14 protein-coding genes and 6 tRNA genes are annotated in these 16,519 nt (G+C 27.2%); all 20 read left to right on the top strand.

The window, feature by feature from the left end:
* Positions 1 to 6 precede the first annotated feature (6 nt).
* The 20 genes from ABDZ71_RS15720 (at position 7) to spoIIE (ending at position 16,504) form a co-directional block, all read left to right on the top strand.
* Positions 7 to 1,164: a S1C family serine protease gene (locus tag ABDZ71_RS15720; protein WP_343763078.1), complete on the top strand. Its 1,158-nt coding sequence runs from the start codon at positions 7 to 9 to the stop codon at positions 1,162 to 1,164.
* 101 nt (positions 1,165 to 1,265) lie between these two features.
* Positions 1,266 to 1,835: an aminoacyl-tRNA hydrolase gene (gene pth / locus ABDZ71_RS15715; RefSeq protein ID WP_343763077.1), complete on the top strand. Its 570-nt coding sequence runs from the start codon at positions 1,266 to 1,268 to the stop codon at positions 1,833 to 1,835.
* Positions 1,836 to 1,855: 20 nt separating this feature from the next.
* On the top strand, positions 1,856 to 5,371 hold the full coding sequence (mfd, locus tag ABDZ71_RS15710) for a transcription-repair coupling factor (protein ID WP_343763075.1): 3,516 nt from the start codon (positions 1,856 to 1,858) through the stop codon (positions 5,369 to 5,371).
* A 69-nt stretch (positions 5,372 to 5,440) separates the two neighbouring features.
* Positions 5,441 to 6,457 carry a peptidylprolyl isomerase gene (locus tag ABDZ71_RS15705; RefSeq protein ID WP_343763074.1) on the top strand — a complete coding sequence of 339 codons (1,017 nt, stop codon included), beginning with the start codon at positions 5,441 to 5,443 and terminating at the stop codon, positions 6,455 to 6,457.
* Between the two features lie 209 nt (positions 6,458 to 6,666).
* Entirely contained in the window at positions 6,667 to 7,215 is a 549-nt protein-coding gene (spoVT, locus tag ABDZ71_RS15700; protein ID WP_343763073.1) for a stage V sporulation protein T, read from the top strand.
* A gap of 229 nt (positions 7,216 to 7,444) precedes the next feature.
* Entirely contained in the window at positions 7,445 to 8,995 is a 1,551-nt protein-coding gene (locus ABDZ71_RS15695; RefSeq protein WP_343763071.1) for a putative polysaccharide biosynthesis protein, read from the top strand.
* A 16-nt stretch (positions 8,996 to 9,011) separates the two neighbouring features.
* Complete coding sequence (yabN, locus tag ABDZ71_RS15690; protein WP_343763070.1) at positions 9,012 to 10,457, top strand: bifunctional methyltransferase/pyrophosphohydrolase YabN; 1,446 nt, start codon at positions 9,012 to 9,014, stop codon at positions 10,455 to 10,457.
* A gap of 137 nt (positions 10,458 to 10,594) precedes the next feature.
* On the top strand, positions 10,595 to 10,870 hold the full coding sequence (locus ABDZ71_RS15685) for an HU family DNA-binding protein (protein ID WP_343763068.1): 276 nt from the start codon (positions 10,595 to 10,597) through the stop codon (positions 10,868 to 10,870).
* 245 nt (positions 10,871 to 11,115) lie between these two features.
* The gene (locus ABDZ71_RS15680) at positions 11,116 to 11,358 is read left to right on the top strand and encodes an RNA-binding S4 domain-containing protein (protein ID WP_343763067.1); all 243 of its coding nucleotides are present in this window, start codon (positions 11,116 to 11,118) and stop codon (positions 11,356 to 11,358) included.
* A gap of 133 nt (positions 11,359 to 11,491) precedes the next feature.
* On the top strand, positions 11,492 to 11,782 hold the full coding sequence (yabP, locus tag ABDZ71_RS15675; RefSeq protein ID WP_343763066.1) for a sporulation protein YabP: 291 nt from the start codon (positions 11,492 to 11,494) through the stop codon (positions 11,780 to 11,782).
* Between the two features lie 13 nt (positions 11,783 to 11,795).
* Positions 11,796 to 12,179: a spore cortex biosynthesis protein YabQ gene (gene yabQ / locus ABDZ71_RS15670; RefSeq protein WP_343763064.1), complete on the top strand. Its 384-nt coding sequence runs from the start codon at positions 11,796 to 11,798 to the stop codon at positions 12,177 to 12,179.
* A 94-nt stretch (positions 12,180 to 12,273) separates the two neighbouring features.
* The gene (locus tag ABDZ71_RS15665) at positions 12,274 to 12,543 is read left to right on the top strand and encodes an FtsB family cell division protein (RefSeq protein WP_343763063.1); all 270 of its coding nucleotides are present in this window, start codon (positions 12,274 to 12,276) and stop codon (positions 12,541 to 12,543) included.
* A gap of 55 nt (positions 12,544 to 12,598) precedes the next feature.
* Complete coding sequence (locus tag ABDZ71_RS15660) at positions 12,599 to 13,015, top strand: S1 domain-containing RNA-binding protein (RefSeq protein ID WP_343763061.1); 417 nt, start codon at positions 12,599 to 12,601, stop codon at positions 13,013 to 13,015.
* Between the two features lie 152 nt (positions 13,016 to 13,167).
* Positions 13,168 to 13,257 (top strand) — tRNA-Leu (locus ABDZ71_RS15655).
* Between the two features lie 6 nt (positions 13,258 to 13,263).
* Positions 13,264 to 13,339: transfer RNA gene (locus ABDZ71_RS15650), tRNA-Met, on the top strand.
* Between the two features lie 3 nt (positions 13,340 to 13,342).
* Positions 13,343 to 13,419 (top strand) — tRNA-Met (locus ABDZ71_RS15645).
* Between the two features lie 34 nt (positions 13,420 to 13,453).
* Positions 13,454 to 13,543: transfer RNA gene (locus ABDZ71_RS15640), tRNA-Leu, on the top strand.
* Between the two features lie 4 nt (positions 13,544 to 13,547).
* Positions 13,548 to 13,623 (top strand) — tRNA-Met (locus ABDZ71_RS15635).
* 22 nt (positions 13,624 to 13,645) lie between these two features.
* Positions 13,646 to 13,722 (top strand) — tRNA-Met (locus ABDZ71_RS15630).
* A 397-nt stretch (positions 13,723 to 14,119) separates the two neighbouring features.
* Positions 14,120 to 16,504 carry a stage II sporulation protein E gene (gene spoIIE / locus ABDZ71_RS15625; protein ID WP_343763060.1) on the top strand — a complete coding sequence of 795 codons (2,385 nt, stop codon included), beginning with the start codon at positions 14,120 to 14,122 and terminating at the stop codon, positions 16,502 to 16,504.
* Positions 16,505 to 16,519 lie beyond the last annotated feature (15 nt).

Raw genomic sequence — 16,519 nt, 5'->3', positions numbered from 1 at the left:
TCTTTAATGGACAAAGATAAATTAAATGATTTATTAGATGATGACTCAAAAAAAGATTGTCATGGTTCTATAAATTTTAAAAAAAGTAGAAAAAGAAGAATGATGAAAAATATAATAGCTGTAATAATTATAATAGCTGTATCAGCAACTGTAGGGGGAGTTACAGCAGCTTATATAGTAAAAAATAAATTAGCGGATAAGCCATATTCTACTACTAATAAATCTATATTTGAACAGAAGAAAGATGAAAAGACAGAAGGTACAGCAGAAAATAAAGCTGCTGACAATAATATAGTAAAAGTTGCTAAAAGTTTAGGACCGGCGGTAGTTGGTGTAAGTAATAAAGCCGAAGGATTTATGGGTATGCAAGATCAAGGACAGGGATCCGGTGTTATATTTCAGGCTGATGGATATATTGTAACTAATAATCACGTAATAGAAGGTGCTCAAAAAATAACAGTAAAACTTTCAAATGGTAAAATTTTAGAAGCAAAAGTTATTGGAAAAGATCCAAGATCAGATTTAGCTGTTATAAAGATAAATTCTAAAAATTTACCAGTAGCTAAATTTGGAGATTCTTCTAAAGTTAAAGTAGGAGAGACAGCTATAGCCATTGGTAATCCAATATCAGAAGAGTTTGCAGGAACTGTTACATCAGGAATAATAAGTGCAGTAAACAGAGAGATAAAATATCAAGGAGCTGTTTATAAAACACTACAAACAGATGCTGCTATAAATCCTGGTAATAGTGGAGGAGCATTAGCTAATGAAAAGGGAGAAGTTATAGGTATAAATAGTTTAAAAACAGGTGATTCAGAAGGTATAGGACTTGCAATATCTATAAATGAAGTTAAAAGTATTGTAGAACAATTAGTTAAAAATGGTAAGGTAGCTAGGCCTTATATAGGTGTAGGCGGTGTTACTGCTTATTCAAGAGATCTTGGAATTTCAGGAGTTTTAGTAAAAACTGTTGAAGCAGGAGCCAAATCTGCTGGAATAAAACCTAGAGATTTAATAGTAGAGCTAGACAAAAAGAAGGTAGAAGCCTTTGAAGATATATCAGGAATATTAGATAAACATAAAATAGGTGATTCTGTTGAATGTAAAGTTTTAAGGCAAGGGAAAGAAATGAAATTTACTATAAAACTTTCTGAACTTAAGTAAAATAAATAGCCAAAATAAAGAGACTATTAAATTAGTCTCTTTATTTTAATTATAGTATAATGTATGTTAGTGAGTCTAAGATATAATTAAGGAGTGTAATTATGTATTTAATAGTTGGATTAGGTAACATAGGAAGCAAATATGATAAAACTAGACATAATATAGGATTTGATACTATTGATGCTATTGCTGAAAAGTATAATATAAATGTAGATAGGGAAAAATTTAAAGGAGTATATGGACAGGGGGTTATAAATGGAGAAAAAATCTTATTGTTAAAACCTAGTACGTATATGAATCTAAGTGGAGAAAGCATAATAAAAGCAGCTAATTTTTATAAAATAGATAAAAAAAATATAATAGTAATATATGATGATATGAGCTTAGATATAGGTAAACTAAGAATAAGAGGAAAAGGAAGTTCTGGTGGACATAACGGAATTAAAAGTATAATACAAAATTTAGGTACAGATACTTTCCCTAGAGTTAAAGTAGGTATTGGAAATCCGAGCATTGATGTAGTTTCATATGTTTTAGGGAAATTTTCAAAAGAAGAAAGGAATACTATAGATAAAGTTTTACAAGTTGCAGGGGATGCTGCTATTAATATAGCAAAAGAAGGAATAGATAAAAGTATGAATAAGTTTAATAGTACAAAAATAGAAGATTAAATTGTAGGGTGGTAGTTAACATGAGATTGGAAGGCTTATTGGCACCTCTTAAATGTAGTGAAAAATTTAAGGGCATTGTAGATAAAATAGAGTCTAATAGATATCCTATAAATATATGTGGGGTGTCTGATTCTGGTAAAAGCTATCTTTTGGAAAATATCTTCAAAAGTACAGAGAAATCTGTAATGATATTAACTTATAGTGATGTAGAAGCAAAAAAACTATATGAAGACTTATCTTTGTATACTACAGAAGTATATTATCTTCCTGTTAAAGAAGTTGTTTTTTATAACATTTATGCTATATCAGGTGACTTAAGGTGGGAGAGATTAAAGGTAGTAAAAGAACTTATGACAAATAAGAAAAAAATAATAGTGGCTTCTATAGAGGCTATGGCATCTAATTATATACCAGTAGATTTATACAAAAAATATACCTTTAAACTAAAAACAGGGGATGTTATAAATCTACAGCAATTTGAAGAAGACTTAATAAAAAGTGGATATGTTAGAGTGGACATAGTTGAAAACAAAGGGGAGTTTTCAGTTAGAGGAGGAATAATAGATATATACCCTCCTATATATTCTGAACCTTATAGAATAGAGCTTTTTGGAGACGAGATAGATTCTATAAGAAATTTTAATATAGATTCTCAAAGAAGTGTTGATAAATCTAAATCTTTAGAAATATTTCCAGCTAAAGAAGTTATATTAGAAGAAGATAATATAACATTAGGTTATGAAGGAATAAAAAAAGATTTAGAAATAGTTAAAGAAGGTTTATCTCCCGAATATAAAATAAAGATAGAAAATACTACTAATAAAAATTTAGAATTTTTAAAAGAAAATTGGTCTTTTGAAACTATAGATAATTTTATACCATATTTTTATAAAAAAACAAATACTCTTTTAGATTATATAGATAATACTATTTTAATAATAGACGATATAAAAAAATGTAGAGGGAAACTAGAAAGTGTTTATTTTGAATTTAATGAAAACTATAAAAAGTTTTTAGAAAGAGGAGATATACTTCCTTCTCAGACAAATTTATTAATAGATGAAAATAGTGTAGTTTCTATGATTAAAGAAAAAGGAATTATAAATATAGATTCTATAAATAAAATTTATGAAGGGTTTAATCCAATTTATAATGAGGAATTTTCTCAAAAAACTTTACATGGATATGATCACAATATAAAGCTTTTAATAGAAGATATAAAGAAAAAGAAAGAAGAAAAATATAAGGTTCTTATATTATCTGGAAGTAGAAGTAGAGGGGAAAGACTTTCAAAAACTCTAAGGGATAATGAGATAGAAAGTAGCTATAAAGATACAGTAAACGATATTAAATATGGAGAAGTAGTTATTACATTTGGTAATCAAATTACTGGGTTTGAATATCCACAATTAAAACTTTATGTAATATCTGATAAAGAGATATTAGGTAATATTAAAAGGACCAAAAAAGTTAATAGACATAATAAAAAAGGAACAAGTAAAATAAAAAGTTTTACAGAACTTAAACCAGGAGATTATATAGTTCATGCAAATCACGGTATAGGTGTTTTTAAAGGGATAAAGCAGTTAGAGCTTCAAGGTCATAAAAAGGATTATTTAGAACTTAGTTATAGGTCTGACGATAAGTTATACGTTCCTGTTGAACAGCTTGATATAGTTCAAAAATATATAGGAAGTGAAGGAAAAAAACCTAGAGTTAACAAGCTAGGTAATTCAGAATGGACTAAAACTAAAAATAAAGTAAAGAAATCTATAGAAGAAATAGCAGAGGATTTAGTAAAACTTTATGCCATAAGATCTACACTTACTGGTCATAAATTTTCTGAAGATACTGTATGGCAAAATCAATTTGAAGAAGAGTTTCCATATCAAGAAACTCCAGATCAAATTTTAGCCATTGAGGATATAAAAAATGATATGGAATCTAATAAATCTATGGATAGATTACTTTGTGGAGATGTAGGCTATGGGAAAACAGAAGTAGCTGTTAGAGCTATTTTTAAAGCAGTAATGGATGGAAAACAAGTAGCATTTTTAGTTCCAACTACTATTTTAGCTCAACAGCATTATAAAAACTTTAAAAATAGATTCTCAGATTTTTCTGTAGAAGTAGATGTAATAAGTAGATTTAGAACACCAGCTCAGCAAAGAGCTACAATAAAAGCTGCTAAAGAAGGAAATATAGATGTTTTAATAGGAACTCACAGAATACTTCAAAAGGATATTAAATTCAAAGATTTAGGACTTTTAATTATAGATGAGGAGCAAAGATTTGGAGTATCTCATAAAGAAAAAATTAAAAACCTTAAGAAAAATGTAGATGTATTAACTTTAAGTGCAACTCCAATACCAAGAACTCTACATATGTCATTAGTAGGGGTTAGAGATATAAGTGTAATAGAAACTCCTCCAGAGGAAAGGTATCCTGTTCAAACTTATGTAGTAGAATATAATGATCAGCTTATAAGAGATGCTATATTAAGAGAAATGAATAGAGACGGTCAAGTTTATTTTGTATACAATAGGGTAGAAAAAATTCATGAAATGGCATCTTATGTGTCAAAACTTCTTCCTGAAGCAAAAGTTGCTGTAGCTCACGGACAAATGAAGGAGAAGGAATTAGAAAAAGTAATATTAGATTTTATGGAGAAAAAATATGATATATTAATTTCTACAACTATTATAGAAACAGGTATGGATATACAAAATGTAAATACTATGATTATATATGATGCAGATAAAATGGGACTTTCCCAACTTTATCAATTAAGAGGAAGAGTTGGAAGAACTAATAGAATGGCCTATTGTTATTTAACTTATAGAAAAGATAAAATCCTTACAGAAGTAGCAGAAAAAAGATTAAAAGCAATAAAAGATTTTACAGAATTAGGTTCTGGTTTTAAAATAGCCTTAAAGGATTTAGAAATAAGAGGAGCAGGCAATATGATGGGATCATCTCAGCATGGTCATATGGCTTCTATAGGATATGATCTTTATTGCAGAATGTTAGAAGATACAATAAAATTAGTAAAAGGTGATATTGATAGAGAACCTGTAGAAACAGCTGTAGAATTAAAAATAGATGCCTATATACCTAATGATTATATAAATAATGAAACACAGAAAATACAGGTATACAAAAAAATTGCAGCTATAGATTCAAAAGATGAAGTAATAGATATAGAAGATGAATTGAAAGATAGATTTTCATATATACCTAAATCCGTATATAATCTTATAAATGTAGCTTATATAAAATCTTTAGGTAAAAAACTTCAAATAAAAGAAATAAAAGAAAAGAAAAATGAAATAATATTTGAGTTTGACAGAAAAGAAAGTTTAGACCCTAAAATAATGAAAAAAATTATGGATAAATATTTTAAAAATATAGTATTTAAGTTGGAAGATAAACCTTCTATTGGATATAAAATAAATGATGCTAGAAAAGAAGAAATATTATCAATAATAAAGGAATTTTTACAATATACAATAAATGTTAACAACTTACAAATGTAATTTTGTAGTATAATTAAAATTATGTGATTAAATTATTGATATAAACATTTAGAAGTGGAGGAATAGGACGTGAATAACATAAAAAAGATAATTAGTGCATCGATGCTAATAATATTTGCATTAGCTTTTAGTGGGTGTAATATGATAGAAAAAACTCCAGAAGCTAAACAAAAAAGCGCTGTAGCTAAAGTAAATGGTGATAAAATAACTAGAAAAGAGTTAGATGAAAACCCACAAATAGCTAGCTTTTTCAAGCAAATGGAAGCTCAATATGGAAAAGATTTTGCAAAAAATGAACAAGGTAAAGAAGTAGTAAAAGAACAAAAGGGTAAAGCTTTAGATCAAATGATTATGGAACGTATACTTCTTCAAAAAGCTGAAGAATTGAAAGTAGCTCCAAAGGATGATGAATTAAATAAAAAAGTAGATGAAGAGTATAATAAATTAAAGAAAGAACAGTTTAAAGGCGATGACAAAAAATTAGAAGAAGCCTTTAAAGCTCAAGGGATTACAAAGGAATATTACAAAGAATTTACTAAAAAATCAATAATAGTACAAAAACTTGTAGATAAGATAACTAAAGATGTTAAAGTAACTGAAGCAGATATTAAAAAAGATTACGATGCTAATAAATCTGATTATACAGAAAAACCTAATACTATGGATATTTCACATATTTTAGTTAAAACAGAAGATGAAGCTAAAAAAGTTAAAGCTAGATTAGATAAAAAAGAAGATTTTGCTAAAGTAGCTAAAGAAGTATCTCAAGATCCTGGCTCTAAAGAAAAAGGTGGAAGTTTAGGAACTGTACAATATAATGATCAGCAGTTAGATCCAACATTTTTAAATGCAGCTAAAGCTTTAAAAGAAGGACAAATATCAGCACCTGTAAAAACACAATTTGGATATCATATAATAAAAGTAACAAAGAAAAAAGAATATCCTGTTAAAAAATATGAAAAAGTAAAAGAGGATATAAAGAAAAAATTAGAACAAAAGAAAAAAGAAGAAGTTTATACTAAAAAGTTAGATGAATGGAAAAAAGCTTCTACAATTAAAAAATATGATAAAAATTTAATGGATTAAATTTTATAAAAATTAAATAACATATTTATGAAATACTATCAAAGTAATGCTTTGATAGTATTTTTTGCTTTGCTTTAATTTACAAAATTAGAGCTATAATAGTAATTTTTTAATTTTAAATTACAATTATGCATAAAATTTCAAAAATAGAAAAATAATAATAATACATACAAAACATATTTAATATTAATTAGAGGAGGTAACAGTTGATGAAAGCAACAGGTATTGTTAGAAGAATAGACGATCTTGGAAGAGTTGTTATACCAAAAGAAATAAGAAGAACATTAAGGATAAGAGAGGGAGATCCATTAGAAATTTTTACAGATAGAGAAGGAGGCGTAATATTAAAGAAATATTCTCCTATAGGAGATTTAAGTGAATTTGCTAAAGGATATGGAGATTCATTATATCAAACTATTGGAAATATAATATTAATAACTGATAAAGATAGCGTAATTTCTGTAAGTGGAGTTTCTAAGAAAGAATATATGGATAAAAAGGTAAGTAGCGAATTAGAAAAGATTATAGAAGAAAGAAAACCAGTAGCTTTAGAAAAAAATAAAGTTATTCCAGTATTTGAAGATGAAGAAATGGAAGGGAAATATTCTACGGAAGTTGTATCACCTATAATAGCAGAAGGAGATACTATAGGATCTGTTATTATACTTTCAAAAGAAGAAGGTAAAAACTTTGATGATTTAGAAATCAAATTAGCTCAAACAGCATCTTTATTCTTAGGAAAGCAAATGGAGGAATAACATAAAATATAATAAATACAAAAGTTCATATAACATAAATAAAGCATATAATGTTAAAAATTTAATATTATATGCTGTTTTTTTATTAAAAATAATGATTTGTTTTTACTAAGAATTAATAATTAATTTACATAATAGTATTATTTTATAGCTAAATATATCTTTAATAGTAATAATATTTTCTTGGAATAAATAATTATATGTATAGTAGGAATGCGGAGGTATTATTATGAAAAAGCAATCACTAGTAAAAGGAACATTAATACTAGGAGCTGCAGGTATTATTGCAAAGTTTCTAGGATTATTTTTTAGATGGCCATTACAAATGCTTATAGGAGATGAAGGTGTAGGGTATTATCAGATGTCTTATCCTTTATATATGTTTTTCATAGCAGCATCTTCTGGAATACCAGTTGCAGTGTCTAAAATGGTATCTGAAAGGAAAGCTGTAAGTGATGATGATGGTGTTATGCTAGTTTTAAAAAAAGCTATAGTTTTAATGATTATACTAGGACTTGGATTTTCTTTTAATTTAATAGTTTTTTCTAAACAAATAATAAGATTTTTAAAATGGGATAACAAATCTTATTATTCATTGATAGGAATATCATTAGCTCCTTTTTTTATATCTATAATGAGCGCCTTTAGAGGTTTTTTCCAAGGAATGCAAAATATGAACTATACAGCTACTTCTCAAATTATAGAACAACTAGGAAGAGTTATAGTAGGAGTTGGACTTGCTTATATACTTTTACCAAAAGGAATAGAGTATTCAGCAGGAGGAGCCGCTGTAGGAGCTGCAGCCGGTGGATTTTTAGGTGGATTATATCTTATATTAAAATATTTATCTATAAAAAGAAAAACCATAAACATAAAGATTAAAAAGAAAAATAGAAAAAAAGGTATAGGGATAATGGGAAAGCTTTTATATATAGCTATACCTATATCTATAGGTTCAGCAGTAGGTACAATAATGAGTCTTATAGATTCTGCATTAGTACCTCAAGAATTATTAAAAGCAGGCTTTACTTATAAACAGTCTACTATTTTGTATGGACAGCTTTCAGGAAAAGCATTTACACTTATAAATGTTCCACTTACTTTATCAGTAGCTTTAAGTGCAGCCCTTGTACCTATAATAGCAGAAGCATATGTTTTAGGTAGAAAGATGGAAATATTAAAAAAATTAGAACTTGCTATAAGAGTATCTATGATTATAGCAATTCCTTCTTGCTTAGGATTGAATTTTATGGCTAAACCTATATTAAATTTAATATTTCCAGGTCAGGACGCTGGATTTAAGATATTAAAGTATCTATCAATAGCAGTTCCGTTTATTGCCCTCTCACAAACCGCTACAGCGATTTTACAGGGCATAGGTAAATATATGACTCCTGTTATAAATTTAGCTGTAGGCTGCCTATTTAAGATAGTAATAACATTAGTTTTAGTACCTATTCCTAATATAAACATATATGGTGCGGTTATAGGAACTATAACAGGATATGTAGTAGCTGCAATTTTAAACTTAAAGTGCATAAAAAAGAAGCTAAGTATATCTATAAACTATTATGATGTACTTATAAAACCAATGCTTGCATCTATTTTTATGATAATAGCTGTTGTATTTATTTATTTCTATGCCTATAATTATACAAGGAGTAGTAGAATTTCTTGTGTGTTATCAGTATTTATAGGAGTAATAATATATTTTATAACTATAAGTGCAGTAGGCATATTAGATTATAAATATATAAAAAATAAATTTATAAAGAAATAGAAGGTGAAAAGATAATATGATAAAAATTATTGGATTAGGGCCTGGATCTAAAGAAGCTATAACACTAGGGTGCATAGAAAACTTAAAAAAAGCAGATAAAGTATTTTTAAGAACAGAAAAACATCCAACAGTTGAATATATAAAAGAATTAGGTATTGATTATGAAACTTTTGATATTAAGTATGAGACTAAGGATAATTTTGAAGAAGTATATTCATCTATAGCAAAAGAATTAATAGCAGAAAGTGAAAAAAGTGATAGAGATATAGTATATACTGTTCCAGGACATCCTTTAGTAGCAGAAAAATCTGTTAAATTATTGATAAATCTTTGTAAAGAAAATAATATAGAGTTTAAGATTGTTCCAGCAGTAAGTTTTATAGATTGCTTAATGGAAAGATTAAATATAGATCCTGTAGATGGCCTTAAAATAATTGATGCCTTTGATATGAAAAGTCAAAAGATGAACAAAAGAGAAGGTACTATAATAACTCAAGTATACGATAAATTTATAGCTTCAGAAGTAAAATTAGAACTTATGAATTACTATAAAGACGATACTATGGTATACTTTGTAAGGGCAGCAGGAATAGAAGACTTGGAAGAAATAAAAGAAATTCCTTTATATGAGCTTGATAGACAAGAAAATATTGATCATTTAACATCAGTATATGTTCCTAAAGATGTTAACAATTCATATGACTTTTATGATTTATTAGATATTATGGATAAACTAAGAAGTGAAGATGGATGTCCTTGGGATGCAAAGCAAACTCATGACAGTTTAAAAAAATATTTAATAGAGGAAACTTATGAAGTTTTAGAGGCTATAGAGAAAGATAATATAGATATGCTTGTAGAAGAGCTTGGAGATGTTTTACTTCAAGTAATATTCCATTCTCAAATAGGAAAAGAAGATGGGTATTTTAATATAAAAGATGTTATAAAAAGCATATGTGAAAAAATGATTATGAGACATCCTCATGTTTTTGGAGATGTAAGTGTAAAAGATTCAGATGAAGTACTACAAAACTGGGATAAAATTAAAAATAAAGAACAAGGTATGAAAAGTCATACGCAAATACTTAAACATGTTCCAAAATGCTTGCCAGGTCTTATGAGAGCAGATAAGGTTCAAAATAAAGCAGCTAAGGTTGGATTTGATTGGGATAATGTTGAGGATGCTATGAAAAAAATACCGGAAGAATATTATGAAGTAAAAGATGTATACAAAAGCAAAAATAAGGCAAAAATACTAGAAGAAATAGGAGATATATTATTTTCTGTGGTAAATGTGGCAAGATTTCTTGACATAGACCCTGAAAGTGCTATAAATTATAGTATAGATAAATTTATAAAGCGATTTGAATACATAGAAAAAATGGCAAAATCTAAAAATAAAAATTTAGAAGATATGTCATTAAATGAAATGGATTCTTTGTGGGAAGAATCAAAAAATTAGTCTTTATGAATTTATTTAAATAAATTTATTCTTTTAAAAGAAGGATTTTCAAACTTCGTGAAGAATATGCTAATAAGCGATGTGTAGAAAACTCTAAGTAGTTCAAAGCTACTTTAATTATTAAGGAGGTAACAAAAGTGAATAAATCAGAATTAATTGCAAGTATGGCAGAAAAATCAAAGTTAACTAAAAAGGATGCAGAAGCAGCTTTAAAAGCCTTCGTTGAAAGTGTAGAAGAAAGTTTAGAAAATGGCGAAAAAGTTCAACTAGTAGGATTTGGTACTTTCGAAACTAGAAAAAGAGCAGCAAGAATAGGTAGAAATCCTAGAACAAAAGAAGAAATAACTATTCCAGAATCAATTGCTCCAGTTTTTAAAGCTGGTAAAGACCTAAAAGAAAGAGTTAATAAATAAAAAATAACACTTATTCAAAAAACCTAGGTTTATATCTGGGTTTTTTGTTTTAGGCATATAAAAATAAATAATAGGTGAAAGATTCTAGAGCTATTTTGTCAAATACAATAACTTAGGTTTTAAATAATTTTTTATTATTAAATTTAAAGAAAAAGGTAGTTTTAAAAAATAGACTAGCATATAGATTAGTTATTTATTTTAAAGCTATTTAAAAAGTATCTATGATAAATATAGGAGGAAGCACAGTGAGGCTAGATAAGTATTTAAAGGTATCAAGAATAATAAAGAGAAGAACTGTAGCAAAAGATGCTTGTGATGGAGGAAGAGTACTTGTAAATGGAAAAGCTGCTAAGGCTGGAATAGACATAAAAGAAGATGATATAATAGAAATACAATATGCAAATAAAAGTTTGAAATATAAGGTTCTAGCTGTAGCAGAACATGTTAGAAAAGAAGATGCTAGTAAAATGTATGAGATAGTAGGATAGACTTAATATAAATATCTTTAGGTGAAAGCAAAATGAATTAAAGCATTTTGCTTTTTAATTTTAAAAATCTATAATTTCTTTAGTAATAGGAAATGGAATTAAAGCATATATATTTACAAGTGGAGGGATATATATGGAAAAGAAAGAAATTAAATATGAAGATAAAAAAAGTAACTTAAATTTAGAAAATAGAAAAAAATTAGTATTAAGCGGAGTAATTGAAGTTATGAGTTTTAATGAAGAAAGAATAACTTTAAATACAAGCTTAGGAACTTTAGACATAAAAGGTGAAGGCCTTAAAATGAACAAATTAGATGTACAAAATGGAGATGTAATTATAGTTGGAACTGTCAACTCTTGTATTTATATTGGGGATACAATAAAAAAGAAAAAAGACGGTTTAATATCAAGATTATTTAAATAGGAGTCTTTATAATATGATTATATCTATAAGTAAGCAACTAGGGTTATTATTTTTTAGTCTATTATCAGGATTGATAATAGGATCTTTTTTTGACATATATAGAATAATAAGAGGAAACCAAAACTTGAAAAAGTTTATTAAAATTATAGAAGATATACTATTTTGGGTTTTATCTGCTATTGTTGTATTTATATTTTTGTTATATAATGATTGTGCTTTTATAGGAATGTATATTTATTTATGGATTTTTGTAGCCTTGTATTTGTATTTAATATTGTTGAGCAGATATAATATAAAGATATTAAAACATATAATGTTTTTTTTAGGAAAGTTTTTTAGAATATTGAAAAATATAATTTTATACCCATTTAAATTTATTATTTATAAGTTAAAATAAAAAATATAATAAATTTACTCCAAATAGGTTGAAGAAAATTTTAAATATAATAAAATATACTTATAGGCTTATGCTTTATAAAGGAGTAAATTTGATGAAGAATAAATTTAAGCTCAAGAATATAGTGTTAATTTTATTATTTGTATATATGTGTTTTATATTTGTAACCCAAAGGATAACTATGCATAAAATAAATAATGAGATTGATAAAAAAGAAGTTCAACTAGATAAAGCTAAGAAAAAGAACCAGAAATTACAGGATGAGGTCAAATTGTCAAAATCTAAAGACTATAGGGAACGATTAGCTAGAGAAAGACTAAGATTTATAAAAGAAGGCGAGACTCCTGTAATAAACAACAAGTAGTAAAGTTTTAAATTTAATTTAATATATATATATTTTAAGGAGGAGTCTTATTAATATGACTTTAAAGGCAGGTAGTATACTTGAAGGTACAGTAGTAAATATTACAAGTTTTGGAGCTTTTGTAGAAGTAGATGGTCAAACTGGTTTAGTTCACATATCTGAGGTATCAAATAACTATGTAAAAGACATAAGAGAATATTTGAAAGAAAAAGATAAAGTGAAAGTAAAAGTTATTTCAATAGATGAAAAAGGTAAAATTAGTTTATCTATGAAGCAAGCAGAACCACAACAAAAAAAATCTTCAAGACCAATAGAAATAGACTGGAACAAAGAAAAGACTAAGAAAAATAATAATGATGGTAATTTTGAAGATAGAATATCAAAATTTTTAAAAGATAGTGAAGAAAGATTCCAAGATTTAAAAAGACATAAAGATTCTAGAAGTAAAGGATACAAAAAAAATCTTAGTTAGTGAAAAGGCCAAAATTGGCCTTTTTATTAATTTCTTCTTTTTATAATAAAAAATACAAAATAATTTATAAAAAGTGTTGACATGGGATGAATAATAATATATAATAACTTATGTCGTCAGAAAAAACGACATGAAATATTAAGCAATAATGTGCTGGAGTGGCGGAACTGGCAGACGCACAGGACTTAAAATCCTGCGGGCCTTATAAGCCCGTACCGGTTCGATTCCGGTCTTCAGCACCAAATTATCGCGGGGTGGAGCAGTTGGTAGCTCGTCGGGCTCATAACCCGAAGGTCGTAGGTTCAAGTCCTATCCCCGCAACCATGTGGCGGGATAGCTCAGCTGGCTAGAGCATTCGGTTCATACCCGAAGGGTCGTAGGTTCAAGTCCTATTCCCGCTACCATTTAAAATTTAATAATTTCATTGCATATTAATGTGCTGGAGTGGCGGAACTGGCAGACGCACAGGACTTAAAATCCTGCGGGCCTTATAAGCCCGTACCGGTTCGATTCCGGTCTTCAGCACCAATATCGCGGGGTGGAGCAGTTGGTAGCTCGTCGGGCTCATAACCCGAAGGTCGTAGGTTCAAGTCCTATCCCCGCAACCATTTTATTTTTTGACTATTTTTTGGCGGGATAGCTCAGCTGGCTAGAGCATTCGGTTCATACCCGAAGGGTCGTAGGTTCAAGTCCTATTCCCGCTACCAATGATATATTAAAGAGACTCATATATATATGAGTCTCTTTTGTTTTGCCATAAATAATATTTTTTAAGTTTTATTTATATTTAAAAAGTAGAGATGAAGGATTTGTTATCAATATGTGTTTTAAAATTTTAAAAAATATTATATTAAACTGTTTTAAACGACTAATTTTTAGTTTATGTAAAAATTATAAGGATTTTTACACCAGAATAGCTTTAAAAAAATATAATTATTTATCTTACTGTATTATTTTTTATATAAATGTCTAAAAGAAATAATAAAAAAGAATAATAGAAATAAATGTCCTAAAAAAAATTTGCTCTCATCTCAGCTTATGACAATAATTTCCAGTTACCTTTGTTATAATGAAATAGAAATTTAAGCGGAGGTGATTATATACATGCAGTATGGTGCAGAGGTATCCCCATATCAAAGGACAAAAAAAGTGGACAAACATAAAAAGAAGAATGCATTGAGTTTTAATTATATATTAGGAATAACTTTATATTTTGTATCTGCTTTGTTAATAAGTAGAGTTAAATTTATAAATCTTATGGCGCCTTTTGGCATAGCTTTTTTATTAGCAGTGTCTTTTCAAAAGGAGTATAAATATGTATTATTTTCTGCTTTTGGAACACTTATAGGATATGTATCTTTGTACAATAGTATAAAGGATTTGCCTATATATATAACTATTATAGGAACAATACTTACTGCTAGATACATATCAAAAAATATAAAAAATACAAAGACTATTACTATAATGTATATTGTTATATTTTCAGAATTAGTACTATATAAAGCATTTATTTTAAATTTATCTATTAACATCTCTTTATTAAATTCAATATTTGAAATAGCATGTTTATTTCCTATATATTTTATTATTAACTATTCTATTATATGCTTTAGAGATATAAATACTATGCATCTTTATAGTAATGAAGAAATAATAAGTATGGCAATAACTTTGGCCTTAGCAGTTTCAGGAACATGGGGAATAAGTATAAATAATGTATCTTTAAGAAATTTTATAGCATTAACTTTGATAGTAATTATTGGTTATGTAAAAGGAAGTACCAGTGCAGCTGCAATAGGAATAGCAATGGGAGCTATAGTAGGACTTGGTTCAAAGGATATGTTAACATTTATTTCTGTATATGGACTTTGTGGACTTATAGCAGGAACTTTTAAAGATACAGGAAAGTTAATAACAGGAACAGCATATATAATTGGTTTTTGTGTTTTAAAATTTTATTCTAATATAGGGAATGAGTTTAAAATAATAGAAGCTTTATTAGGTCTTATTGTATTTTGGGCTATACCTAAAAAAATTTATAGAAAGTTAGAAGTTGAATTAGATGCTCAAAAGAAAAGAGAAAATATTCAAGATAATCAAATAGGTAAGATAAAATCTTTAGTAAATGATAAGCTAGAAAATTTTTCTGATATTTTATTCAATGTAGGAGATGTTTTAGCAAAGCTTGCAGAAAATCAAAAGTTAGCAATGAAAGGAAAGAGTGATTCTTTAGTACAAAATTTAGCAGATAGAGTTTGTAGTAATTGTAATATGAGAAATGTGTGTTGGAAAAAGGAAACTTACTACACATATAATGCTTTAGCAGAACTTATTGAAAATTATCAAGATAATAAAAAAGGTATTCCTAATGAATTGCAAAAAAAGTGTGTTAAGAGAACACAGATGATAAAAAATACTAAAGAATTAACTAATAATTTTATAGTAAATGAAATGTGGCAAAAAAGACTTGGAGAATGTAGACAAGTCTTATCTTCTCAAATGAACAATATGGGAAGTGCTGTTAAAGAAATAATTGATGATTTTGATGAGAGAATAAAGTTTAGTAATTTAATAGATAACAATATAAGAAGAATTTTAAATAAAAATGATATAAAGTATAAAGATGTGTTTTGCTATAATGATGAAAAAAACAGATTAATAATAAGTTTATCAATGGATATTTGTGGAGGAAGACAAATATGTTCAAAGGAAATTTTACCTTTAATAAATAAAGTAACAAATAAACTTATGAGAATAAGAGATGATGGGTGTAATATAGATAAAGAAAAAGAAGGATGTAGAGTAGTATTTGAAGAAACACCAAAATATCATGTAAAAGCCTTTGGAAATACTTTATGTAAAGATGGAGAAAGGTATAATGGAGATAGTTATGTCTTTGAAAAATTAAAAGATGGTAATTTTATTTCTATAATAAGTGATGGTATGGGATCAGGTCCTGAGGCTGGTAAAGAAAGTACAGCTGTAGTAGAGCTAATACAGAAATTTACAGAGGCAGGATTTAGTAAAATGACAGCTATAAATACTATTAATTCTATAATGGGAATTAAATTTTCAGAAGACGAAAAATTTTCTACAGTAGATTTAACTAATATAGATTTATATGAAGGAAAAATAGATTTTATGAAAGTAGGATCTGTAGCTAGTTTTATAAAAAGAGAGGAAGCGGTAGAAGTTATAAAATCTAAAACTTTGCCTATTGGAGTATTAGATAAAGTTGATGTTGATATTGAAAATAGAGATATAAAAAATGGAGATATAATTGTAATGATAAGTGATGGTGTTTTAGATTATGAGGCAAAATCTGCAGGAAAAGTAGATTGGATATTAAATTATTTAAGAGAAACAGATTGTATTGATCCAGAAAAATTATGTAAAAAACTTATTAATCAAGTAAAAAAACTAAGTAATGGTAAAGTTAAAGATGACGTTTCTATAGTTGTTCAGAAAGTTTATTCTTTATATTAATTTTTTAGTAGAATA

The sequence above is a fragment of the Clostridium oceanicum genome (assembly GCF_039521385.1).
Classification (GTDB): Bacteria; Bacillota; Clostridia; order Clostridiales; family Clostridiaceae; genus Clostridium_F; species Clostridium_F oceanicum.
This window is presented reverse-complemented; position numbering and strand designations above follow the sequence as displayed.